This is a genomic window from Ruegeria sp. BG11 (assembly GCF_056538565.1).
The window spans coordinates 37,006-58,815 of the sequence record NZ_JBQFTH010000019.1; the positions used below are offsets into that span (position 1 = coordinate 37,006).

At 54.4% G+C, this 21,810-nt stretch carries 21 protein-coding genes and 2 pseudogenes; 9 read left to right on the forward strand and 14 right to left on the reverse strand.

The features are described 5' to 3' along the window. Nucleotides 1-48 precede the first annotated feature (48 nt). The 9 genes from ACR0JF_RS21845 to ACR0JF_RS21885 form a co-directional block, all read right to left on the reverse strand. Nucleotides 49-1,155, reverse strand: a complete 1,107-nt coding sequence (locus tag ACR0JF_RS21845; protein WP_170663084.1) for an alkene reductase — start codon at nucleotides 1,153-1,155, stop codon at nucleotides 49-51. A 112-nt stretch (nucleotides 1,156-1,267) separates the two neighbouring features. Continuing rightward, on the reverse strand, nucleotides 1,268-1,864 hold the full coding sequence (locus ACR0JF_RS21850; RefSeq protein ID WP_170663082.1) for a TetR/AcrR family transcriptional regulator: 597 nt from the start codon (nucleotides 1,862-1,864) through the stop codon (nucleotides 1,268-1,270). A 242-nt stretch (nucleotides 1,865-2,106) separates the two neighbouring features. After that, nucleotides 2,107-2,748 carry a 3-oxo-tetronate 4-phosphate decarboxylase gene (otnC, locus tag ACR0JF_RS21855; RefSeq protein ID WP_170663080.1) on the reverse strand — a complete coding sequence of 214 codons (642 nt, stop codon included), beginning with the start codon at nucleotides 2,746-2,748 and terminating at the stop codon, nucleotides 2,107-2,109. Further along, nucleotides 2,745-4,022, reverse strand: a complete 1,278-nt coding sequence (gene otnK, locus ACR0JF_RS21860; protein ID WP_170663078.1) for a 3-oxo-tetronate kinase — start codon at nucleotides 4,020-4,022, stop codon at nucleotides 2,745-2,747. The genes otnC and otnK overlap by 4 nt, the downstream gene beginning before the upstream one ends. Then, complete coding sequence (locus ACR0JF_RS21865) at nucleotides 4,019-4,816, reverse strand: N-acyl homoserine lactonase family protein (protein WP_170663076.1); 798 nt, start codon at nucleotides 4,814-4,816, stop codon at nucleotides 4,019-4,021. Before ACR0JF_RS21865 ends, otnK begins: the two co-directional genes overlap by 4 nt. Then, nucleotides 4,813-5,100, reverse strand: coding sequence for a putative quinol monooxygenase (locus tag ACR0JF_RS21870; protein ID WP_170663074.1), 288 nt, complete (start codon nucleotides 5,098-5,100; stop codon nucleotides 4,813-4,815). Before ACR0JF_RS21870 ends, ACR0JF_RS21865 begins: the two co-directional genes overlap by 4 nt. Then, nucleotides 5,100-6,611, reverse strand: a complete 1,512-nt coding sequence (locus ACR0JF_RS21875; RefSeq protein WP_170663072.1) for a tripartite tricarboxylate transporter permease — start codon at nucleotides 6,609-6,611, stop codon at nucleotides 5,100-5,102. Before ACR0JF_RS21875 ends, ACR0JF_RS21870 begins: the two co-directional genes overlap by 1 nt. A 4-nt stretch (nucleotides 6,612-6,615) precedes the next feature. Further along, entirely contained in the window at nucleotides 6,616-7,365 is a 750-nt protein-coding gene (locus tag ACR0JF_RS21880; protein ID WP_170663070.1) for a hypothetical protein, read from the reverse strand. 57 nt (nucleotides 7,366-7,422) lie between these two features. Next, nucleotides 7,423-8,430, reverse strand: coding sequence for a tripartite tricarboxylate transporter substrate binding protein (locus ACR0JF_RS21885; protein WP_170663068.1), 1,008 nt, complete (start codon nucleotides 8,428-8,430; stop codon nucleotides 7,423-7,425). Between the two features lie 135 nt (nucleotides 8,431-8,565). On the opposite strand from ACR0JF_RS21885, the gene ACR0JF_RS21890 reads away from it, so the two are divergent. The 5 genes and pseudogenes from ACR0JF_RS21890 to ACR0JF_RS21910 all read left to right on the forward strand — a co-directional run bounded on the left by ACR0JF_RS21890 (nucleotide 8,566) and on the right by ACR0JF_RS21910 (nucleotide 12,950). Then, nucleotides 8,566-9,654, forward strand: a complete 1,089-nt coding sequence (locus tag ACR0JF_RS21890) for an isocitrate/isopropylmalate family dehydrogenase (protein WP_170663066.1) — start codon at nucleotides 8,566-8,568, stop codon at nucleotides 9,652-9,654. Further along, nucleotides 9,651-10,682, forward strand: a complete 1,032-nt coding sequence (locus ACR0JF_RS21895; RefSeq protein ID WP_170663065.1) for a Gfo/Idh/MocA family protein — start codon at nucleotides 9,651-9,653, stop codon at nucleotides 10,680-10,682. Before ACR0JF_RS21890 ends, ACR0JF_RS21895 begins: the two co-directional genes overlap by 4 nt. Further along, nucleotides 10,679-11,356, forward strand: coding sequence for a GntR family transcriptional regulator (locus ACR0JF_RS21900; protein WP_170643587.1), 678 nt, complete (start codon nucleotides 10,679-10,681; stop codon nucleotides 11,354-11,356). The genes ACR0JF_RS21895 and ACR0JF_RS21900 overlap by 4 nt, the downstream gene beginning before the upstream one ends. A gap of 402 nt (nucleotides 11,357-11,758) precedes the next feature. Next, nucleotides 11,759-12,106 carry an aldehyde dehydrogenase family protein gene (locus tag ACR0JF_RS21905; RefSeq protein WP_480669902.1) on the forward strand — a complete coding sequence of 116 codons (348 nt, stop codon included), beginning with the start codon at nucleotides 11,759-11,761 and terminating at the stop codon, nucleotides 12,104-12,106. Next, a pseudogene (locus tag ACR0JF_RS21910) lies at nucleotides 12,075-12,950 on the forward strand (aldehyde dehydrogenase family protein). Before ACR0JF_RS21905 ends, ACR0JF_RS21910 begins: the two are co-directional and overlap by 32 nt. Before the next feature lie 194 nt (nucleotides 12,951-13,144). Here the strand turns inward: ACR0JF_RS21910 and ACR0JF_RS21915 are convergent. The 4 genes and pseudogenes from ACR0JF_RS21915 to ACR0JF_RS21930 form a co-directional block, all read right to left on the reverse strand. After that, the gene (locus ACR0JF_RS21915; RefSeq protein ID WP_170663063.1) at nucleotides 13,145-14,944 is read right to left on the reverse strand and encodes an NAD(P)/FAD-dependent oxidoreductase; all 1,800 of its coding nucleotides are present in this window, start codon (nucleotides 14,942-14,944) and stop codon (nucleotides 13,145-13,147) included. A 148-nt stretch (nucleotides 14,945-15,092) separates the two neighbouring features. Next, nucleotides 15,093-16,835, reverse strand: a complete 1,743-nt coding sequence (locus ACR0JF_RS21920) for a sigma-54-dependent Fis family transcriptional regulator (protein ID WP_170663145.1) — start codon at nucleotides 16,833-16,835, stop codon at nucleotides 15,093-15,095. Between the two features lie 281 nt (nucleotides 16,836-17,116). Further along, nucleotides 17,117-17,755, reverse strand: a pseudogene (locus tag ACR0JF_RS21925) (LysR substrate-binding domain-containing protein); the annotation flags it as partial. A gap of 21 nt (nucleotides 17,756-17,776) precedes the next feature. After that, entirely contained in the window at nucleotides 17,777-18,046 is a 270-nt protein-coding gene (locus tag ACR0JF_RS21930) for a LysR family transcriptional regulator (RefSeq protein ID WP_170663061.1), read from the reverse strand. Nucleotides 18,047-18,125: 79 nt separating this feature from the next. Between ACR0JF_RS21930 and ACR0JF_RS21935 the strand changes: the two genes are divergently transcribed. Together ACR0JF_RS21935 and ACR0JF_RS21940 are read left to right on the forward strand one after the other, a co-directional pair. Beyond that, the gene (locus ACR0JF_RS21935) at nucleotides 18,126-18,863 is read left to right on the forward strand and encodes an isochorismatase family protein (protein WP_480669897.1); all 738 of its coding nucleotides are present in this window, start codon (nucleotides 18,126-18,128) and stop codon (nucleotides 18,861-18,863) included. Nucleotides 18,864-19,108: 245 nt separating this feature from the next. Next, on the forward strand, nucleotides 19,109-19,486 hold the full coding sequence (locus ACR0JF_RS21940; RefSeq protein WP_480669899.1) for a hypothetical protein: 378 nt from the start codon (nucleotides 19,109-19,111) through the stop codon (nucleotides 19,484-19,486). 31 nt (nucleotides 19,487-19,517) lie between these two features. Here the strand turns inward: ACR0JF_RS21940 and ACR0JF_RS21945 are convergent, their stop codons facing one another. Beyond that, nucleotides 19,518-20,195 carry a class I SAM-dependent methyltransferase gene (locus tag ACR0JF_RS21945; protein ID WP_170663056.1) on the reverse strand — a complete coding sequence of 226 codons (678 nt, stop codon included), beginning with the start codon at nucleotides 20,193-20,195 and terminating at the stop codon, nucleotides 19,518-19,520. Nucleotides 20,196-20,291: 96 nt separating this feature from the next. Here ACR0JF_RS21945 and ACR0JF_RS21950 point away from each other — a divergent pair, with 96 nt between their 5' ends. Continuing rightward, entirely contained in the window at nucleotides 20,292-21,191 is a 900-nt protein-coding gene (locus ACR0JF_RS21950; RefSeq protein WP_170663054.1) for a LysR family transcriptional regulator, read from the forward strand. A gap of 16 nt (nucleotides 21,192-21,207) precedes the next feature. Continuing rightward, complete coding sequence (locus ACR0JF_RS21955) at nucleotides 21,208-21,699, forward strand: ATP-binding protein (protein ID WP_170663052.1); 492 nt, start codon at nucleotides 21,208-21,210, stop codon at nucleotides 21,697-21,699. Nucleotides 21,700-21,810 lie beyond the last annotated feature (111 nt).

The following is a 21,810-nucleotide window of genomic DNA, read 5'->3' on the forward strand; positions in this document are numbered from 1 at the left end:
CTCACTCTATTTGCTATTGCCTGCAAACAAGGAGTTGAGAGTGAGGCATCACTCTGCGGCAACCGCTTCCTCTTCCAGAGCTGGGTAGTCGGTGTATCCTTTTTCATTGCCACCGTAGAGGGTCGTTTCATCCAACTCTTTCAGCGCGGTGTTCTTCTTCAGCCGACTGACAAGATCCGGGTTGGAAATGAACGGTCGGCCAAAAGCCACCAGATCGAGGGCGCCGGTATCAACCGCTTCTATTGCCATTTCGCGGTCATAGGCATTGTTGCCCATCTTCGGACCGTCAAACAAATCATAGAGCGCCTTTAGATCGACACCTTCGGGAATATCGCGCGGGCCACCGGTCTGTCCTTCTACGAGATGGAGATAGGCCAACCCATAACTATTCAACAATTTGATCGCATGCGAGAACGTCGCCTGTGGGTCACTGTCGGAAATGTTGTTGGCGTTCGAGAAGGGGCTGAGGCGGACACCAACACGGTCGGCGCCCCATACGTCGACAACTGCGTCCATGACTTCTTTGAGGAACCGTGCTCTGTTCTCGACAGGACCGCCATATTTGTCTTCACGCTTGTTGGACTCGTCCCGCAGAAACTGATCAATAAGATATCCGTTGGCTGCATGAACTTCGACACCGTCAAATCCAGCTTTCTTGGCGTTTTCTGCGGCCCTCCGGTAGTCGCCAACAATGCCAGCTATTTCTTCGATCGCCAGAGCACGCGGCTCAGACGTTTCAACAAACTGCTCACCATCAAAGGTCTTGGCCTTAGCGCCAATCGCGGATGGCGCAACAGGGGCACCGCCATCCTGCTGCAAGCTGTTGTGCGAAATTCTGCCCACATGCCAAAGCTGGATCACAATCTTTCCGCCCTCAGCATGGACGGCTTCAGTCACTTTTTTCCAGCCGTCGATCTGTGCTTTGGAATAAACACCGGGCGTCCATGCATAGCCTTTGCCTTGGGGCGAAATTTGCGAAGCTTCCGTGATGATCAGACCAGCACCCGCCCTTTGCGCGTAGTACTTGGCCTGCAATTCATGGACGCTGTCATCCTCGGCTCTTGCCCGGTTGCGGGTCAGTGGCGCCATGACAACGCGGTTTTTCAGTTCAATTGCGCCAGCTTTGATGCCGGAGAACAGTTTTTCATCAGCCATTGCTGCTTCCTTCTTTGGTTTACTTCTATCAGACAGTTTTGGACTATTTGATCCAAAATTAGGGCTGCGATTTCTTCATGTTTTTGATTTCAAAACATTAAGTTAGGTGGAGCTAAGGTGATATCACCAACCGAGCTTGATTCAGAGTTTGCGATATCTGCTCCGCGGGAACACCCGCCTTCCGCAAAGCTAAAGTACCGATTGCAAGGGAGGCAAAGGCACGCGCCTTGTCGAGGGCCTGTCCCGGATTCGAAGGCTCAAGCGCTTTCGCAATAATCTCGTCAATACTTTCTAAATGTTGTCGCCCGAGAGCCGCGACTTCCTCATCATGAGGAGCAAGCTCCGTTAGGCAGTTGATCAGCATGCAGCCGTCACGACCGCCTTGCGGGTTCGCCAAAGCTTCCATTATTGCACCAACGGGGTCATCTCCGCCCGTGTCCGCGACCTCACGCAGAGTTTTCAAACCACGCCTGGAATAGTGGCTGAGGGCTTTGTGAAACAAAGCTCGCTTGCTGCCGAACGTTCCATAGAAGCTGGATCGGCTCAAACCCATGGCCTTGGTCAGATCATCCACAGATGCGGTCTCATATCCCTTGTGCCAGAATACGCACAGGGCTTTTTCCAAAGCCTCGGCTTCATCAAAGCCACGAGGCCGACCCGGGCCAACAGGCGAATTGTTGTCGCTAATTTTAAGAGTATCTTCGCTCATGCATTAGATTTGGAATGCCTGGTCCAGAATTTCAAGGGACCTCTCGAGGATTCTGGAATAATCAGTCCGAATTGCAGCTAACGACACTATAACATCTGTAGGTGCGCTCAAAACGCTGCGTTCCTGCTATAGATTTCGCTTGATAGATCCAAGCTGCTTGCCCATGAATTTCCTTGGTATACGCGCATAACTTTGCACGATTTGCGCAAATGTTTGCACACTGCCCCCCTGTCGGTGTCTGACTACATCCTTCCGAAAGTCTCTTTGAGTTCTGCGACTTGAGCTACATCCAGCAACCGGGTTGGCAGGCCGCGCAAAGCCACTAGCAGCTTGGCTGTTTCTTCTAACTCTTCTGCTGCACAGACCGCTGAGAAGAGATCCTTTCCCGATACGACGGGTCCGTGATTGGCCATTAGAACAGCACTATATTTCCCGCCCAGCTCACGGATCAAATCACCGGATTTCGGGTCACCGGGCTTAACGTATGGAACCAGTTTGACCGTGCCGACGCGCATGACCACGTATGGTGTAAGCGGCGGAATACAGTCATTGGGATCGGTGTCTTCCAAACACGACAGTGCGGTGGCCCAGGTCGAATGTAGATGCACCACTGCACCAGCTTCTGGCCTCGTCTCATACAAGGCTTGGTGCAGAAAGACCTCCTTGGTCGGCTTGTCGCCGGAGACGTGGATGCCATCCAAATCAATCTTAGCGATACGCTCTGGGTCGATATCACCCAAGGTGGAATTGGTTGGCGTCATGAGGATTCCATCATGTAAACGCGCAGAGACATTGCCCGCAGTGCCAACGGAAAAACCACGCGCAAACAGCGAGGCGCACAGCTCAGACATCTGCCGTCGCAGGGCCTGTTCTTCAGAACTCATTTGCCTGCCTCCATCATTCTCAATGCTTTCGAGAAGAAATCTGGAGCGCCAAAGTTTCCAGACTTCAAAGCCAGTGCAATGGGTTCAGATTTTCCAACGCTCAAGACTGGCACGCCCGGATCAACCTCTGGCCCAATTGACATGGCTGGAGACCCCACTGCCTCAGAGATGACCTTGGCAACAGCTCCCGACGTCTCACCTCCGGCCACGACAATGCGCTTGTACCCCATTTCGGCAAGTTGTCGGGCTGTATCTGCAAAGAGATTGTCCAACCTGTCCGCAACTACTTCCTGACCAAATTGATTTTGGATCGCTCGTACATCCTCCGGGCTTCCCGATGAGTGTGCAAGTGGCGCCTGATCGGGATGCGCTTCGAAGAAATCCAGAAGCGTTTTCGTGGTCACATCCCCGGACATGACGCCTGGCACATCAATGGCGAAAGTCGGATGGGATTTCGAATGAACATCAATCTGCCCACGGGTTGCACCCGAGCACGACCCGGCAAGGATCGCGGCAGGCCCAGCGATACCGGTGAACACGCTGCCCGCACTTTTCGGCGAAGTCTCTCTCAAGAAGTTTCTTGGTAACCCCAGTGCTAGGCCGGATCCCCCGGTAATAAGCTCCGCATCCTTTAGAGCCTCGCCCCAGACAAACAAGTCTTCGTCCGAAATCGCATCACCGATCACAAATCGTTCGTCGGCGTTCTGTAAAGCTGTCGCAATCGCCTCTGATCCTTGCTTCACGGCGTCGATCGACACCAACCCGACCGGTTCTTTGGTTTGATGCTGCAACCATCGCCTAATGTTGGCATCCGTCATCGGAGTAAGTGGGTGGTTTTCCATTCCTGACTCGTTCAACAGCTTGCCGAGCACAAAAAGATGACCGTGATAGACCGTGCGCCCCGTTGTCGGAAAGGCCGGACAGAAAACCACCTTTTGCGCATCCAGTTCGTTGGCCAGCGCTTCCGCGACGGGGCCGATGTTTCCCTCCATCGTCGAATCAAAGGTCGAGCAATACTTGAAGATGAACTGCTGGCATCCTTGATCTTTAAGCCAGCGCAGGGCCCGCACGCTGTCCGCAACAGCTTCTTCGACAGATGCGGTGCGGGTTTTGAGCGAGATCACCCCCGCTTCAATCTCTTCGTCGACCGGGGTCGTTGGAACGCCTGGGAACTGCGCCGTTCGCAATCCACCTTCCGGCTCAACTCCCTTCGCCAAAGTGTTCGCAATGTCGCTCGCACCTGTAAAATCGTCCGCTATGACGCCGATCTTCATAATTTGATGTCCCTGGTTGGCCCGGGATCCAGCCTGTGGATATGCGGTGCTGCTCCGACGGGGAAGATCTTACGCACAAGTGGATCATGGCCAGGCACGATAAGTCGAGGATGCGAGGCCAATCTCTCGAGCGTCTCGAAACCATCCATCATGTCTTGCAGGTCGACGACGATGGGAAAGGCTTTGCGCGCCATGAAATTCTCGTAGTAATGCGAGGCATCAGAGGCGAGCACCATCCACCCGGCTGCCGTTCTTACGCGAACGCATTGCAACCCGCGTGAATGCCCCCCGACGCAGTGCACCGTGACCCCATCTGCAATCTCAGCTTCTCCATCGTAGAACACGACCTTGCCTGAATAGAGACGCTTTACGACCTCGCAAACATGGCCAGCCGTGAAGGGCGCACGCAGGTGGTCATGGCACATGCAAGGACCCGTGGCGAAGGCCATTTCCGCCGACTGCATGTGCAACTTTGCGTTAGGGAACATATGCAGCCCCCCTGCGTGGTCATAGTGAAGATGGGTCACGATGACCTCAATCACCGCTTCCGGCGCGATGCCTAGAGGACGCAGAGCCTCGCGAGGGTCCATCGCGAGGGGACGATCACGGGCGGCAGCCTCATCGGAGTCGTAGCCAGTATCGACCAGAATGACTTTGTTGCCACGTTTGAGCACCCAAACGAAATAATCCATCGCATGAGGCGCGTCATGATTATCATCGACGATGAAACTATCAGCGCGTGTCCGGGCATTTCGATCCGCGTACTTCACCGCATGGATTTCCCAATTGTTCATCGGATGACCTCGGAATACTGGTGAACCACCTTGGTGGCGATCATATCAGCCACTGCCGTATCGAAGGACTGAAAATGCGCACTTTCTAGGTGGGCAGAAAACGCCACGCTGTCATCATAAAGTTCATAGAGGAAAACTTTCTCGGGTTCGTCGCCGAGGCAAACGTCGAACTGCTGGCATCCGGGCTCTTCACGCAAAGAAGTTGAAGCGTTTTCGACCATCAGTGGTAAAAAGGTGTCTCTCGTACCGGGTTTGAGAGTGAAAGTTACAGTAACTACAAGCATCAGACAGAAAGTCCTTTCAGACGTGAGAAAGCGCGCTTTGCGACGGGCAGTTGGCTGAGGATCAGACCAATATTGAGCACCAGAAGAATGGCCGCACCGGGTCGTGAAAAGAAGACCGAAAGATCCCCGTCCGACAAGAACAGCGACCGGCGGAAGGTTTCATCAAACAGGCCGCCTAGGATAACGCCGATAACCAACGGCGCGATTGGGTATTTCATCAGGTTCATGAAATAGGCAACCGCACCGACGCCGAGCATCAGGTAGAGGTCATTTATGCCACCGCCGACGCTGAAAGACCCAATCGTTGTAAGAACCATCACGACTGGCAAGAAGATGGTCTGCGGGATGGCAAGTATCTTGATGAATACCCGAGCCGTGAAAAGCCCCATCAGGAACATTGTCAGGGAGGCCAGCACCAGGATCGCAACCACGCGCAGAATGATCTCGGGGTCGATCGTCGGCCCCGGGATCACGTTGTTGATCTTGAAGGCCCCCATCAAAGCGGCGGCGGGTGGTGAACCGGGAATGCCCAACACCAAAAGCGGGATCAGCGCGCCGCCAATACAAGCGTTGTTTGCAGTCTCAGAGCACAACAGACCTTCCAATGACCCTTTGCCGTACTTGTCGCCCTCGGCAGATAAGGTCTTGCCGACACCGTAGCTGACCCAACCCGCCACATCTTCGCCAACGCCCGGAAGTGCTCCTACCCCTGTCCCGATCACACCTGACCGGCCGATGGTGGGCAGATAGCGTCGAATAGATTTAAGATTCGGAAGGATACGACCTTTCAGGGCCAGAACTTTCCCGGCCTCAACGTGTCTCAAACCTTCGATTATTTGGGGAATAGCAAATGCCCCCATCAAAACTGGCACAACCTGAAATCCGCTCATCAGGTAAGACCAGCCGAAGGTATAGCGTGGCTCAGACAACAGAGGGTCGAGCCCCACCATGGACATCGCGAGCCCGATCAGACCGGCGATCCATCCCTTGATCACCAGGTCTTCGCTCATCAAAGTGCCAGAAAGCAGAATGCCGAAAAGGGCCAATAGTGCTTTCTCCGGGCTTGCGATGTTCTTTGAAACCAAAAGCAGCGCCCAGACAAAAATCAAAAGCGTGATGGTCCCGATAACTGTGCCAATAAAACTGGCTGTTGTGGTCAGTCCGAGTGCTTCGCCCCCTCGACCTGCTTTGGCCAGAGGGTAGCCATCCATGGCCGTCGCCGCGCTGGCGGCTGTGCCCGGTATATTCAATAGAATTGAGGGGTAAGAGCCGCCGTAAATCGCGCCAACATAGGCCCCGAGCAACGCGATGAGCGAATAGTCCAGTGGGATTTTGTTGCCAAAGAAACCCGTCAGAATCGTCACAGCCAGGGTTGCCGTCAGACCGGGCAATGCGCCGAACGTGATGCCGAGGAACACGGAAGCGACTAAATACAGATAGGTCAGCGGGTCTATTGCCAGGCCCACGAAGGCGGTCCCAAACCCAGCCAGTTGCGAAAGGATAAAGTCCATCCGGTCAGTCTTTCCAAAGCGGACGAAGCGTCACGTAGTAGTGGTATTCGATTTGCTTGAAGATCAGCCCGCCGCGCGCGGGCACGTTCTGCCGGAAAACAAAGGCCATCGCGCAAACAAGGAGGAGCGGGGCAAGTATTGCCACCAAAGGAACGTACCGCAAAACGGGCTCAGAAGCCGCTTTAGCCAACACTACAAATGTGAGCGAGACCCATAGGGCCAGTGTAAACCAATCATCACCGTGTGCATTCCAATCCGCCTGCGCGGGAAAAACAGCAAACGCAAATAGTCCAGCAGAGACAACTGCGACACAGGCAACCAAAGCACGCCGAGCATGGCCACCGTAGTAGCCGTAAGTCAAAGCTGTAATCAGCAACCCAGAACACAGAATGAAGTCCACTCTGGGAACGAGCCCGACGACATATGCAAGAAGGATCAGGCCTATTGTTGAAGCTCTATAGGCTTCCGACTTGTCCCATCCGATCCCCAAAGCACTGAGCGCGTTTTGGGCTCCACCTGCGCGGATCGAAATTGCCAGCAAAACGAAGGAAAAACCAAGCAACCCTCCGAAGATGAACAGCGGTACAATTGCAGCTGAGTTGTACCAATCCGACCCACTTACGCCTGCGCGGTTTTCACCCCAAAGGGGGATGTCCAACGTCTTCCAAAGAAAAAAGACGGACACTGATGTAAGAACAATTGCTGCCCAAAAGTCGCGCGTCCGCATGACCAATGTTTCGTCAGGTTTGTCCATTGCCTGCCTCCTGAGGGAAAGGGCGCGATCCAGCGCGCCCTTTCAAAAGTGATCGGATTAGGGCTTCTCAATACCCAGCGAGGCCGGATCGACGGTTGCGGCACCCAAATCTTGCAAGGTGTAGGCAAAAGTAGCCTCGAGGTTCGCAAACAGCTCTTGAGCCTCTTCACCGTGCTGACCACCGACGTCGTAATTGTTTGCCGCAGCCCATTCGGCAACGGTGTCAGACGCAATAGCCTGCTCGAACGCATCGCCCAAGGCAGCCTTAACGTCTTCCCCAGCCGAGTTGTGAACAGCAAACCCGATGGCCTGTTTAAGCGGCAGATACTGATCAAGACCGTCATAGATGCCGAAGGCAGACGGCACGGTTGCCCCTGCGATCTGCGCGTCCTCGGGCGTCAACATAGCAAGCGGTTTAAGTTGACCGCCTTCGATCAACGGAGCCTGTTCAGCCATTGACGTCACAACCAACGCAACTTCACCCGCTATCGCTGCCTCCTGCCCGGGCGCGGAGCCTTTGTATGGCACAAACTTGAATTCTGTACCGGACCCTTTTTCGATCGCCAGAAGGTTCAAGTGGTGGATCGAACCTGCGCCGGAAGCTGCGGCGGGAATAGTGCCCGGAGCAGCTTTCGCGGCGTCGACCAGTTCTTCCAGAGTATTGTAAGGGCTGTCCGCCGGAACCGAGATCAGATCAGGTGATCCGCCAACAATGAAGGGATACCAAAAGTCAAATTTCTTATCCCAACCACCCTGCACAGCAGCGGTGACATTCGATTCAGACAGACCAACCAGTGTGTAGCCATCGTCTGGTTGGTTCATAACGTAGACCATACCGTTGGAGCCTGCGACACCACCTGTTTGATTGATCACATTGATCGAGACCGGAAGGTGTTTTTCCATCTCGGTCATGATCATACGGTTGATCGTGTCCGTACCGCCACCGGCCCCCCAGACCACAGCTGTGGTGATATCACGATAGGGGTAATCCTGCGCAGCAGCTGCGCCTGCAATACTGGTCGCCATCACAGCTGCGGCCGCCAACCGCCCTAGCATTAGTTTCATTTCCAAGTCCTCCCAAACAACTTCGCGTTTATTGTTGCATTTATTTGCGTATACATTAAAGAATGCGTTGTCAACGGACTGTAGTGAAAGCTGCGATCGCGCTATGAATGCGAAACAGGAAGGAAGCGGGGCAAAATGAAAAAGACTTACGATATTGCAGTGTTCCACGGGGACGGGATTGGCCCGGAAATTATGGCCCCCACGCTTGAAATCCTGCGCCAGCTCTCGCTCAGCAATCCAACCTATGAGCTGGTGTTTACAGACGCTCCGGCAGGCGCAGGCCACTACGCCAAAACTGGAGAATCATTTCCGGCAGGATCACTCGAAACTGCCCGTAATGCTGACGCGATTCTGCTGTCTGCCATGGGCTTGCCCGATGTTCGATACCCTGACGGGACCGAGATTTCTCCGCAGATTGATTTGCGAAAGCAACTGGGACTTTTCGCTGGTGTGCGACCTGTAAAGGTAAGCAGCGGACAAATGGCTCCCTTGTCGCTACCTCCTGGAAAAGAGATCGACTTTGTCTTGATACGCGAAAGCACAGAAGGGCTGTTCTTCACCCAAGGCGCTGGCGAAGTTACCGAAGACGAAGCACGTGAAACTCTTCTGATCACGCGTGAAGTGTCCGAAAAACTGTTCCGTTTCGCGTTTGAACTTGCCAAGAACCGCAAAAGAACCGGGCGCGGCCGGGGGCGAGTTACATGTGTTGACAAAGCAAATGTATTCCGCGCCTTTGCGTTTTTCAGATCAATGTTTGATGCGGAAGCCGCCCACCATCCCGAATTGCAGGCAGACCATGCTTATGTTGATGCCACCGCTCTGTGGATGGTTCAAAAACCTTGGGAATTTGATGTTTTGGTCACTGAGAACATGTTCGGAGACATCCTCTCTGACCTTGGTGCCGGTCTCATGGGTGGTCTTGGGCTGGCTCCCTCAGCGGATATCGGATTGAACCACGCTGTTTTTCAACCCTGCCATGGTTCCGCTCCGGACATTGCGGGACAGGGTATTGCCAACCCTTTTGCGATGATCCTGTCCGCAGCAATGATGCTTGAATGGTTGGGGCTGACCCATGATCACCCAGACCTGTCCAACGACGGCGAACGATTGCGTGAAGCCGTGGAAAAGGTGACTGCGAACGGACAGAACCTGACGCGTGACCTAGGTGGCACCGCCGGAACGCAGGATGCAGCCGCATCGGTATTGGAAGCACTACGGGCATGAATACTCGACAAACCATCAGGGTTGCTTGTGTGGGCGCGGGATATTTCAGCAGGTTCCACTACGAAAGCTGGTCCCGAATGCCCGGAGCGGTTCCGATTGCGTCCTGCAACCGTGATATCAACAAGGCTAAAGAAACAGGACTTGCCGCTTACGATGATCTGTCACAAATGCTGGAGGCGGAAAAACCAGATCTCGTGGACATCATCCTTCCACCTGTAGCGCAGGCCGAAGCCATCCGAACGGTACTGAACTCTGGTATCAAGTGGCTGATCTGTCAAAAGCCATTCTGCATGTCTCTGGATGAAGCGGAGAAGATCGTCTCCGAGGCTGAAGCGGTAGGCGCAACTATCGTCGTGCACGAGAATTTTCGATTTCAGCCCTGGTATCGTGCGATCAAGGTGGCGATGACCGAGGGTCGAATTGGAACACCTCTACAAGCGACTTTCCGGCTTCGGCCCGGCGACGGACAGGGACCACGAGCCTACCTTGACCGGCAGCCGTATTTTCAGGACATGCCGCGTTTCCTCGTTCATGAAACAGCAGTTCACTGGGTAGACACGTTCCGATTTTTGTTCGGTGCGCCCAGCGCAGTTTATGCGGACTTGCGCCAAGTTAACCCCTTTATCGCGGGCGAGGATGCAGGTTTCATCCTATTTGATCACCCCAACGGCTTGAAAGCCCTTTTCGATGGCAACAGATGCCTTGACCACAGTGCCGAAAACCTGCGTCAAACCATGGGTGAGGCTCTCATCGAAGGAACCGAAGGATCACTGGTTCTTTACGGCGACGGTTCAGTTGAACTCCGCGCTTTTGGAAAACAGGAGCGACAGCAGATTTTTCCTCCGAGCGATCATGATGGGTTTGGAGGAGACTGCGTACACGCCTTGCAAAGTCACGTCGTTTCAGGCCTTGTAAAGGGCACGCCGTTAGAAAACACGGCCCGAAACTATTTGGACGTGATCCGCATTGAAGAGAACATCTATCTCTCGGCTGCGGAGGGACGAAAGATCAACCTGGAGACGCCGTGAAGGGTCAGGACGCAAAAACTCTTTCCAATACCCAACGCGCTGTTAGGGATTTGCGACAGATGATCCTGTCTGGCGAACTAGCAGCCGGAACTGACCATCTGGAATCGGAACTTGCCGAGACCCTTGGCATGTCCCGCACCCCGATACGGGAAGCTGCGCTGATGTTGGAGAGTAAGGGCTTGCTTGAAATGCGGCCCCGTAAGGGCGTGCGGATACTGCCTGTTTCTTCAGATGATATGCGTGAAATCTACGACATCCTGACGGAACTCGAGAGCCTCGCAGCACAGCGCGCTGCCGAAGCGGGTTATTCAGAAGATGAACTGGCGGTCCTTGCTGGATCAATTGCCAAGATGGATCAAGCCATCGAAGCCGAAGACCTTGAAGCCTGGGCCGAGGCTGACGAGTTGTTTCATCAGGAGCTCGTTCGGTTGGGCGGCAACAAACGGGTCGAAGCGATTGTCGCCATGATGAGCGACCAGGTGCGCCGCGCACGCGCAACGACGTTGTTCATCAGGCCCCTGCCCGTCAAATCCAACGAAGATCACCGGGTTGTTTTTCAAGCGATTAGTGAAGGTCGACCGGATGTTGCCCGTGAACGTCATCGAGAACACAGGCTGCAAGCACAGGCTATGCTCTGCGGGATATTAGAGAAGCACCGGCTCAACAGCCTTTGAACTACTTGCCCATTTGATGCAGATTGTATCGACACTTTCAGTGCAGGCCTTTGAGCCTGCGACTACCCCGCCAGACGTGCCGCGCGACCATTTCATAGATGAGACTGACATGCGGCAGATAGCAAAGACCGCATAGAAAGCTTTGATGCTGGGGCTGGTGAAGCCTTTGCCAATTTCACTGCTGGCACTGCTGCTGATGTGGACCGCGCCATGACCAGCGCCACTAAAGGCTTCGAAGGCTTGCGTAGCGCGCCACCCGCACTCCGCTGCGCCATCCTGAACGAAGTGGCGCGTTTGATGCGAAACGAGGCTGACGAGCTGACGAGCTGACGAGCTGACGAGCTGACGAGCTGACGAGCTGACGAGCTGACGGAAGTCGAAAGCCTCAACAGAGGCAAGACCCTGGCCGAGGCGCAAGGCGACGTCGCCGGTTCTGCACGCCTGTTCGGATTCCACGCCGGCACCGTTGGCAAGCTGGACGGTCGCAGCGTCAATCTGGGCAACGATAATGCTGCCTTTACCCTGCGCGAACCGGTAGGCGTAACCTCCCATATCGTTCCTTGGAACTACCCTACGTCAACGCCTGTGCGTAGTATTCCCCCGTGCGCTGGCAGCGGGCTGCTTGGCTGTGGTAGAGCCCATGGAAACCACGCCCTTTACCGCGCTGATGATTGCCTAGCTGCTGTTACGCGCTGGCGTGCCAGCGGGTGTGGTAAATTTGGTCACTGGGACCGGCGTCGAGGCCCGTAAACCGTTGGTCGCGGATCACCGCGTGCGGCATGTGACATTCATCGGCTCGGTGGCAACAGGCGTCGGGGCGATGCAGAATGTGGCACCCAACGTGACCAGACTGACCTTGGAACTGGGCGGAAAGTCGCCGCTGATCGCGTTTTCTGACGCCGATGCCGAGGCTCTGGCAGAAGGCTTGCTCTGAGCGATCTTCTCCAATTCCGGGCAGATTTGTTCGGCTGGTTCCCGGCTCGTGATCAACCGCGCCCTGCACGCCGAGGTGCTGGAACGGTTAATCAGAAAAGCGCAAGGCCTGCGCTTTGGCCACGGTCTTTGGAGTCCGGATATGGGTGCGGTTAACTCTGAGCGGCACTTTGCACTGATTGCAGGCCATGTAGAGCGTGCCAGAGCCCACGGGGTAGAGATCGTCACCGGCGGCAACATCTCAAAAGACCCAGAAACTGGCAAGGGTTGGTTCTTTGAACCGACCATCCTAGACAGCTTGAGCGACAGCGATGCTGCGGTAACCAAGGAAGTCTTTGGTCCGGTTCTTGCGGCCAAACCTTCGAAAGCGAAGAAGAATCACTGGCGCTCGCCAATGGCACCGAATTTGCTCTGGCCGCTGGGATCCACACCAGCGATTTTTCTATCGCCCTCCGCATGGCCCAGCGGGAGGATGCGGGGCAGGTCACTGTCAACGACTATTAGGTCGGCGGAATCGAATTGCCCTTTGGCGGCAACCGAAAACCCGGTTTCGGTCGCGAAAAAGTGTTGGAGGGTCTCGGTGCCTACACCCATTCAAAATCTATCACGCCTGCAGTTTAAAATAGTGCCAAACCCAAGAATTCCAGAACAAAGGACATAACGCTGCCGACCGCGCAAAACGAAATTCTGCATATTGCATCGGTGATGCAACTCGCACCGTTATCAGCTTTCGAGTTCTTGTGCATACTATAAAAAGATTAGTATCCGTGCCTGGAGATATTCGAAGCAGCCCAAAGCATTGATTGCTACAAAACTGCCAAGATAAAAGTCCGCTTCTTGGTTCTAGCGTATGCTTTAACTGAGGTGATGCACTTCTTGAAGGCCGTAGACCGGCGTCGGGATACCCTCCATCCGGGCCTTTATTTGCAGCGACAGGAACTGTGAATAATGCCGAGACTGATGCAGGTTCCCACCATGCATCCAAAGGTTTGGAACCTGTGTCGGCTTCCACATATTGCGTTGCTCACCTTCCCAAGGCCCCGGGTCCTTGGTTGTGTCAGAGCCCAGACCCCAGCATTTCCCAAGCCGATCTGCCATATCTTGACCCATCAGGTCCGCGACCCAGCCGTTCATCGAGTTATACCCGGTCGCATAGACCACCAGATCGGCATCCAGATGCGTGCCGTCATCAAGGATAACTCCGGTTTCATCAAGCGCAGTGACCTGACCGCGTTTCAGCTTGATCTCGCCATCAATGATCAACTGGCTGGCCCCGATATCGATGTAATAGCCCGATCCGCGGCGCAGGTACTTCATGAACAGCCCGCTGTCATCATCGCCCCAATCCAGCCAGAACTCGGCCTTTTCCAACCCGTCATAGAACTCTTTGTCCTGTTCTTTCATCGCGGCATAGGCTGGAATCTGGAATTCATGAAGAATGCGATAGGGCAGCGAAGCAAAGATCAGATCGGCCTTTTCGGTCGTCATGCCAGACTGCGCCGCACGTTCAGAATAGAGATCGCCCAGTCCGATTTCCATGAGGGTGTCAGAGCGTACAATATGGGTTGAGGACCGCTGCACCATTGTCACATCGGCATCGTTTTCCCAAAGCGCCGCGCAGATGTCGTGGGCCGAGTTGTTGGACCCCACCACAACGACCTTTTTACCGGCCCATTTGTCCGGACCTTCATGTTCCGACGAATGCACCTGTTCGCCTTTGAAAACATCCATACCCGGAAAATCAGGCATGCGTTTCTTGCCGGACATCCCTGTCGCCATGATCAGTTGTTTGGGCCGCAGTACAACCTCTTCACCGTCCCGGTCGACAGTGATGATCCATTCGCCCTTGTCTTCATCGAACGTGGCGGATTTGGCCGTCGTGCGCGTCCAATAGTTCAGCTCCATCACTTTGGTGTACATCTCAAGCCAGTCACCGATCTTGTCCTTGGGCGAGAAGACGGGCCAGTTTTCCGGGAACTTGATGTAAGGAAGATGATCGTACCAGACCGGATCATGCAGGCAGAGGGATTTGTAGCGATTGCGCCAACTGTCGCCCGGCCGGTCATTCCGTTCAACGATGATCGTCGGCACACCTAGCTGACGCAGCCGCGCGCCCATGGCGATACCACCCTGACCGCCGCCGATGATGACGCAGTAGGGCTGTGTCTTGTAGCCCAGTTCAGCCTCTTCCTGCGCCCGTTCTTCGGCCCATGTGGTCCTGTGTTTCCCCGCACCGTGCTTGGCCCCAAGTGGGCGGTTGAACCCTTTAGGCTCTTCATGACCTTTCAGCTCGACCATCGTGGTCAGCAACGTCCATATCTTGCCATCCTTGAGGCGGATCAACCCGTAGCCGCGTGCCACTTCGGTTTCGAACTCGATCCAAGCGGTGGTTATTCCGCCGTCTTCAGTGGGCACCTCACCTTCGGCTATTTTCCAACCGCTCGGCTTGGTTGTGGCCAGCTGATGCGACAGCATATCTGCCACCTGCGCCTTGCCCTCGACCGTTTTAATATTCCAGGTAAAGCTGACCAGATCGCGCCAATAACAATCGTCCTGGAACATTTCGCAGGCGGCATCGATATCTCCTTTGGACAAAGCCGAACCGAAGTCATCCAGAAACCTCTGCACCTGATCCGAGAGTGTTGTGTCGAGCATGTCATCCTCCCTATCTCCACGGAGCAGAAGGCTGGCAAATCCGAAACCCTTCGGGCAAGCGGATTTGGCGCCTCAACACTTGGTTCGGTCCAAAAACGCCATGGCTTGTTGCGCGCGCAACAAGGGCGCAACACGGGTACATATGCGTTTAAGCGGGCGGTTTAAGCCCGGCTTTTCGCATACGGCGCAGGATCGTCGATCGGTTCACACCAAGGCGCCTGGCCAGTTGGGACATGTTCCAGTCGCAGGCACGCAAAAGTGCTTCCAGATCATCTGAGTCCTGCTTTTGCATAGGGGCGAATGCCGGGGCGGGCAAATCCGTTAAGTCGATGATGTTGTCCTGACACAGGGCGACCGAGCTTTGCAGCAGATGTTCCAGTTCACGAATATTGCCGCGCCACAATCGTGATTTCAGGTCGGCGCGGGCAGCGGTCGACAGGCGAATATCATGGCTGGCAAACCGTCGGAGCAGACGATCAATCAGCCAATCCAGGTCCGCACGATGGCGCAAAGGCGGCAGAGACAATGTGGCCCCCGCAATCCGGTGCAGCAGATCTTCGCGCAGACCGCCCTGCAATCCCGCCGGGGGCTGCCGGCATGAGGCGATGATCCTCAGATCAGCCCGCCGCTCAAGCACTGCCAAAAGAGAGGCCTGCGCAGGCTCGCTCAGGTCTTCAACGCCGCGCAGAAACAGTGTGCTGGGTTCGATACCATGGCAGAAATTGAATGTTGGCGTGTCGCAACAGATCACGGTGTGGAAATCCTGTGTCGCAGGATCAGCCATATGGATCGCGCGCGCCAGCTTGGTCTTGCCCGTCCCGCTTTCACCGGTCAGCAAAAGCGGCAGATTGGTCGGCGCAAGACGCGCAGCTTTGTTCAAAAGTTGCTGAAGGCCCGCATCCGGCCCTGCAAAACTACCAAGGGCACCAGGCAGAACCTTTTCCCGTTTGCGCAGAGCTGCCGTCATCTGCGGCGTCTGCGGAGCAACGGCATGACCATAGAGCGCGCGCCCATCCTTGAGGTGTAGAACGCGGTCTTCGGACGGTCTGCCGCGCATGAACTCGGGCATGTCATCAACACTGATTTCAAGCCAGTCCTGTAGTTGCGACCCGATCAGGTGGCCCGAACCGTCCGGGTCCAGTGCGCGTCTGGCCCCCGAGGTCATACCGATGATCTTGCCGCCTCCGTCCACTGCAACCGCCGCTTCGGGATCGACCTCAAGAAATTCGGGGCTGGCTGAAAAGCGCAGGACCCAATCGCGCCGGGTTGATGCCATCAGGTTTGCCATCTCGACGCGACGGGCGGAGTTCGTCACCAATGTCATGGCCAGATTCTGCGACGCCTTCGGCGAGGGTCCACGCAACAAGGACACATCCAGAACAGCCGCAAGGGCACCTTTGGTGTCAAAAATAGGCGCTGCCGTGCAAGACAGCGGCGTATGCGTGATCGAAAAATGATCGCCCTGATGGATCGTCACCGGCTGACCTGTAACGATGCACGACCCCACTCCGTTCGTTCCTGCCAACTCTTCCGTCCACTTGAAACCCAGATGAAGACCCGCAGTTCTGAGCTCGTCTTCGAAGTTCCGGTCGCCAAAGAAATCGACGCAGACGCCATCCGCATCCGCAAGCAGCAGGACGTAGTTCTGCCCTGCCACCTGCGCAAACAGCGAATGGAGCCCCGAGCGCGCCGTTGCGATCAGACGCTCGGATTGTTCCAGATGTTCACGGAATTTGGTATCAGGCAAGATGTGCGCGGGTTCCTGTCGTGAGGGATCCATACCATAGGTTTCAACACAGCGCTGCCAGCTATCCGTAACAAGTCTGTCTCGCCCCGTATCGAACCCGCTTAAGACACGGTCAATCTCTTTTGAGTGCTGGCGATCCAACAGCTTCCCATCCTACAAATCCTTCTTAAAAATAGCATGAGGTTGGCTTCGCGCCTATGTTCAAATTTCGTCCGGCAAACGTTTGGCGCTTTGCCTCGTCAAGCTGGCCTGCGTTGAACGCGCAGCGTTGGGCCCTTCGGGCTCGCAGTAGATCTTCGCCGCTAAGTGGTTCGATGACGGCTGGGCGGACAATGGGGCCTTTGGTGTAGCTTCAGGTCGCCCTGTTTTCGGCAGAGCGACGCGACAAATGCAAACCTGACAATGCTCAGGACAGTATTGTAATGCTACATACTATTCACCCTCACTGCTTCGCGTAACCTCGACGCCACAAAATCGATACACGCCTTTTCCACTGGGCGTTGATATCTCCTCGCAGGATGCAAAATGCGCACTGGCGCATCTACAACGTCCCAATCAGGCAGAACCGGTTCAAGTGTTTTCGCTTCAACCAGTTGCTCACCGACAAACCGAGGAAGCACAACAACCAGCCCGCTATCGCGAGCGGCATCAACCAATAGCCAAGGATTGAGTACTATCAACCTTGGCCGCACGCTACAGCTCTGTTCCTCAGTCTGCCCACGTGTGAGCGTCAAAGTAGACCTGCGTACATCGTCACTGTGCAGCAAGCCCGCATCAACACCTTCCAATTCGTTGGGATGGCTGAACACTCTTCTCGCCTGACCCGCGGAGGAATGCTTTTGATACAACCCGGCGGTTACATCGCCAATGTGGCGCATGACAAGATCATTGTCGGCCTGAGGTCCTACCCAGATAACGAAGTCAAAACACTCATTGACCACATCGACGCGTCTGTTGGACAAGTCCAGAGTGACGTCGCAAGCAGGGTTCTCTGTCAGGAAGGCGCTAACGTTCGGGCCAAGGAATTGATGGCCCAGAATGTGTGGCGCCGATATTCGAACACGCCCGACAAGTGTACCACGCTTCTATTCAATAGATCGTTGCAGCTCATCAACTTCGCTCAGTATCCTTGTCGCGTGCTCCAATGCGAGTTCCCCGGCCTCCGTATTAGTCACGGATCGTGTTGTTCGCTCGAAGAGGCGCAAGCCCGCCGCACGTTCCATTTCGGCGATGCGGCGGCTTAGCGTTGCTGGGGGTATGTCAAGCTTTCGGGCAGCACCGGCAAAGCTCAATTGGGCGTAAAGTTCTACGATAATTTTAGCATCTCGAAGGTCGGTAATGATTATTCCACTCATGTCATCAATGTAACCCGTTTTTGACCAATTAAACTTTCTCAAGACAGAGCAATATTGTCCACGGTCGGAGGCGAAGATCGTGTTCCGGCCCTGCCGCAGGTGCGCGGCGCTACTTAAGAAAGGCTTGAATATGGCGCTTCCAACTTCGGAACTCACACCTGACAATTACGTATTTCTGATGATTGATCATCAGGTGGGACTAATGCAATTCCTCAGCTCCATCGACCCAATGCTTTTGAAAAACAACATTCTTGGGCATGTAAAAACGGCTAAGGCCATTTATATTCCGGTCATCATGGGAACAAGTTGGCCAGACGGTCCGAACGCTCCCACCATGCCAGAACTAGAGGCGTTGTTTCCTGACGTAGAGGTCATCGACCGCCCGTACATCAATTTTTTTTGGAATGATGACGCGTCGCGTAAAGCTGTAGAGGCAACTGGGCGCAAGAAACTGGTCATTTCCGGCCTGTCAACAGAGGTCTGTGCAGCTTTTCCCGCGCTGTCCGCTCTGCGTGATGGCTATGAGGTCTATGTTGTCATGGACGCGTCGTCTGACTTCAATCCATTCATTCAGCAGGTCACAATGACACGGCTTGCTGCCGCTGAAGCCGTCGTGACGACATGGGTCGCTGTTCTGGCGGAACTGGCGTCAAATACGCAAGTGAACGGGAAGCATATCGGCAGTCTTTTGGCCCAACATATGGGTCAGTACCAAGCCGCTATGAATGCGTTCCTTGGATCAGGCAGAAACGCAGATGCGGTGCGCAATGGCGTCGGCCTTACTGGCTATCCCCCAATAGCCATCCATCTCGGTTAACTGAAATGTACCCGGTGCTGTGTGAGTTTCGGGTACGCAAATCTCAAAGGAAGCGAAATGCCTTTCGTAAACTACAAATCCTCGGTCAATGCATCTGCTGAACGGCTTTGGAGCATGATGATTGAGAAAATACGGCACCCTGACCGCTACGTCCCCGGCGTCGTGGATGTGCGTATCATTCAAGAGTTTGGCCCAAACTCAATAGAGCGTGAAATGCTCGTAAAATCTGAGAATGGGGAAAAACGGTGCGTGAGATTATTGCAGCCAATCCGACGACCGGAACTGTCATCTTTAAGCTCAAGAATGATCCTGTTTTCACAGGCTATGTCATAAACATGGTTATTGAAGAAGATGGTGTCGTCGAACTCGACTACACAATGCGCTGGACGACTAAGGATGGAGCGCCCGAAAAGGAAGGCCCCGACTTTTCTGTCGCAATAAAGGGTGCAGTTTTGCAAGCCAAGCAAATGGCGGAACGGACGTGGGGGCTGATTTCCGCTTTGGGCTCGAAGCAGACCTTCGTCTGGTTTGGTCGATTGTCCGCGATGCAGACAAAACGGTCGTTCGCAACAGCTTTCTTAAGGCAGAAGCAGACCAAAGTAACTCCGTTCATTCCAGTATGAAAGTACCGCGCAATGTGACGCAAAGATCGTTTCAACGGATGCCACTGAACGAACTAAAACTTAAAGATTTTTGCGCAACAATATAGCGGCTTTGGAGCATTGAGGCTTGATCAGACTTATAGAGGACATCGAAGCCCGCGGACGCAATCTTCCTCTCAAGCACTGATCCAGACACAAAATGCACAAACGGGGCTTTCCCAAGAGCCTGCATGATTGGGATCGCGACCCGACTGATCATCGCATACTTGAAACCACCGCTCTCAGGGGCGCAAACGGTTTTGGATATGAAAAAACCACCGGGTTTTGTAAGTGCGGAAATGTGCTCAAGCGCTTGGTCCAAATCGGGCAGGAGATGAAGCAAATTGTGCGCCAGGACCGCATCGTAAGACCCTTCGCCAAGACCGTGCTCAAGAACTTCGGCCACCTTGAAAGTGACATTCTCCAATCCTTCTTTCACACGCTTCTCATCGGCAATCTCGATCATGCCCGGAGCGAGATCCGTCGCGGTGATATGGGCAACATGCGGTGCAAGCAGCAGCGCCGTTGAACCCGTCCCGCACCCGATTTCCAGTACGTTGTCCTCCGCTTTCAGGTACGACTTCGTAAGCTCGAGTGTTTTCAGATACCCTTCCATGTTGCGGATTGGGTCTTCCGCATATTTTTTCGAGATGTTGCTCCAGAACGCGGCATCCTTAGACAAAGCAGCCATTTCATTACTCTCTTACAAGGTTGTTGCCGTACCCTTTACTTCCGAACAATCATTTATGGAATTGTCACAATCCGCAGAAGTGTTATGCATAAATGCATGAATTGGAACGCCATCAATTTCGACTGGAATCAAGTACGGTCCTTTCTTGCGACAGCCGAAGAAGGCTCATTTTCCGCAGCGGCGCTCGTTCTTGAGCAAACTCAACCAACTGTCGGCCGTCAAGTTGCTGCGCTGGAAACGGCGCTTGGCATCACCCTGTTTGAAAGAGTTGGCAAGTCGCTTAATTTAACGACCGCTGGCTCCGAGCTTTTGTTGCATGTCAGAGAAATGGCGGATGTCGCAAACAGGATTTCTCTTACTGCGACAAGTCAGTCGCAAGCTGTTGAAGGGCAAGTCAGGATCACTGCATCCGATGTGATGTCTGCCTACCAGCTGCCGCCGATACTAAAAAAGATCCGACTTGCGGCACCGCGGCTGGAGATAGACGTCGTTGCTGCAAATGACATACGAGACATACAGCGACGTGAGGCTGATATCGCCATCCGACATGTACGCCCAACTCAGCCAGATCTAACAGCAAAGCTTGTCGCCGAGGCCAGCGCCCATTTTTACGCGGCACCTTCGTATCTTGATCAGGTCGGACGGCCTAAAAATGAAAATGAACTTGCGAAATTGGACTTTGTCGGGTTCGGGGACATCGACACGATGATCGGCTTTCTCGATCCGGCGGGCATTCAGGTCACCCGAAAAAGCTTCAGGATTGGCTCACAAAGCGGGATAGTATCCTGGGAATTGGTGCGCCAAGGGTTTGGAATAAGTGTAATGTCGGATGATGTGGCTGCCTTAACGCCAGGTGTGGAGCGCGTGCTTCCCGACCGCGAGCCGTTTAAGTTCCCGATTTGGCTGGCGACGCATTCGGAGTTACATACTGCACGAAGGATCAGGTTGGTGTTTGATCAACTGGCGGACCAACTTAGCGCAGGGACCATCAGGTAGTCCGGGAGTTCGCTTTATGTCACAGGCTATTCCAACGCTTCACTTGCTATGCGGCAAAGTCGCTTCTGGGAAATCAACTCTGGCAGCAGAACTCGCGGAAAGAGACGCGGCCGTCCTCATTTCAGAAGATGAATGGCTTAGCGCCCTGTTTGGCGACCAGATGAGCTCGCTTCAGGACTATGTGAGTTGCGCTTTGAAACTGCGACCGGTCATGGGGCGTCACGTGACTTCTTTGCTGAAGGTTGGCGTTTCCGTCGTTCTCGATTTTCCAGCGAACACAATTGAAAATAGAGCCTGGATGCGCGACCTGCTGGAAGGCGCAGCTGCGCAGCACCACCTTCACTTTTTGGATGTGTCAGATGAGGTTTGTCTGCTCCGGCTGCACGAGCGCAACAGAGAAGGCGCTCATGCCTTTGCAGCAACGGAAGATCAATATCGCCGAATTGCGCGGCATTTCTTGCCACCATCATCGAAAGAAGGTTTCAACATCATAACTCACCGTCAGTAGCGCCAGACATTCAAAGGGTACTGTCAGACGAATTCGAACCAGTCTCAGTTTGCTGCGAAAACCGCGCACCTATCCGGAACAAAGTTGACGCCACTCGGCGAGAGCGGCGGC

What these genes read in the sequence shown, in the direction of transcription:
- ACR0JF_RS21880 (WP_170663070.1), bottom strand. Translation starts at nt 7,365, where the DNA reads ATGGACAAACCTGACGAAACATTGGTCATGCGGACGCGCGACTTTTGG.
- otnC (WP_170663080.1), bottom strand. Translation starts at nt 2,748, where the DNA reads ATGAGTTCTGAAGAACAGGCCCTGCGACGGCAGATGTCTGAGCTGTGC.
- ACR0JF_RS21895 (WP_170663065.1), top strand. Translation starts at nt 9,651, where the DNA reads ATGAATACTCGACAAACCATCAGGGTTGCTTGTGTGGGCGCGGGATAT.
- ACR0JF_RS21930 (WP_170663061.1), bottom strand. Translation starts at nt 18,046, where the DNA reads ATGAGTGGAATAATCATTACCGACCTTCGAGATGCTAAAATTATCGTA.
- ACR0JF_RS21955 (WP_170663052.1), top strand. Translation starts at nt 21,208, where the DNA reads ATGTCACAGGCTATTCCAACGCTTCACTTGCTATGCGGCAAAGTCGCT.
- ACR0JF_RS21870 (WP_170663074.1), bottom strand. Translation starts at nt 5,100, where the DNA reads ATGCTTGTAGTTACTGTAACTTTCACTCTCAAACCCGGTACGAGAGAC.
- ACR0JF_RS21950 (WP_170663054.1), top strand. Translation starts at nt 20,292, where the DNA reads ATGAATTGGAACGCCATCAATTTCGACTGGAATCAAGTACGGTCCTTT.
- ACR0JF_RS21890 (WP_170663066.1), top strand. Translation starts at nt 8,566, where the DNA reads ATGAAAAAGACTTACGATATTGCAGTGTTCCACGGGGACGGGATTGGC.
- ACR0JF_RS21850 (WP_170663082.1), bottom strand. Translation starts at nt 1,864, where the DNA reads ATGAGCGAAGATACTCTTAAAATTAGCGACAACAATTCGCCTGTTGGC.
- ACR0JF_RS21915 (WP_170663063.1), bottom strand. Translation starts at nt 14,944, where the DNA reads ATGCTCGACACAACACTCTCGGATCAGGTGCAGAGGTTTCTGGATGAC.
- ACR0JF_RS21885 (WP_170663068.1), bottom strand. Translation starts at nt 8,430, where the DNA reads ATGAAACTAATGCTAGGGCGGTTGGCGGCCGCAGCTGTGATGGCGACC.
- ACR0JF_RS21865 (WP_170663076.1), bottom strand. Translation starts at nt 4,816, where the DNA reads ATGAACAATTGGGAAATCCATGCGGTGAAGTACGCGGATCGAAATGCC.
- ACR0JF_RS21875 (WP_170663072.1), bottom strand. Translation starts at nt 6,611, where the DNA reads ATGGACTTTATCCTTTCGCAACTGGCTGGGTTTGGGACCGCCTTCGTG.
- otnK (WP_170663078.1), bottom strand. Translation starts at nt 4,022, where the DNA reads ATGAAGATCGGCGTCATAGCGGACGATTTTACAGGTGCGAGCGACATT.
- ACR0JF_RS21945 (WP_170663056.1), bottom strand. Translation starts at nt 20,195, where the DNA reads ATGGCTGCTTTGTCTAAGGATGCCGCGTTCTGGAGCAACATCTCGAAA.
- ACR0JF_RS21845 (WP_170663084.1), bottom strand. Translation starts at nt 1,155, where the DNA reads ATGGCTGATGAAAAACTGTTCTCCGGCATCAAAGCTGGCGCAATTGAA.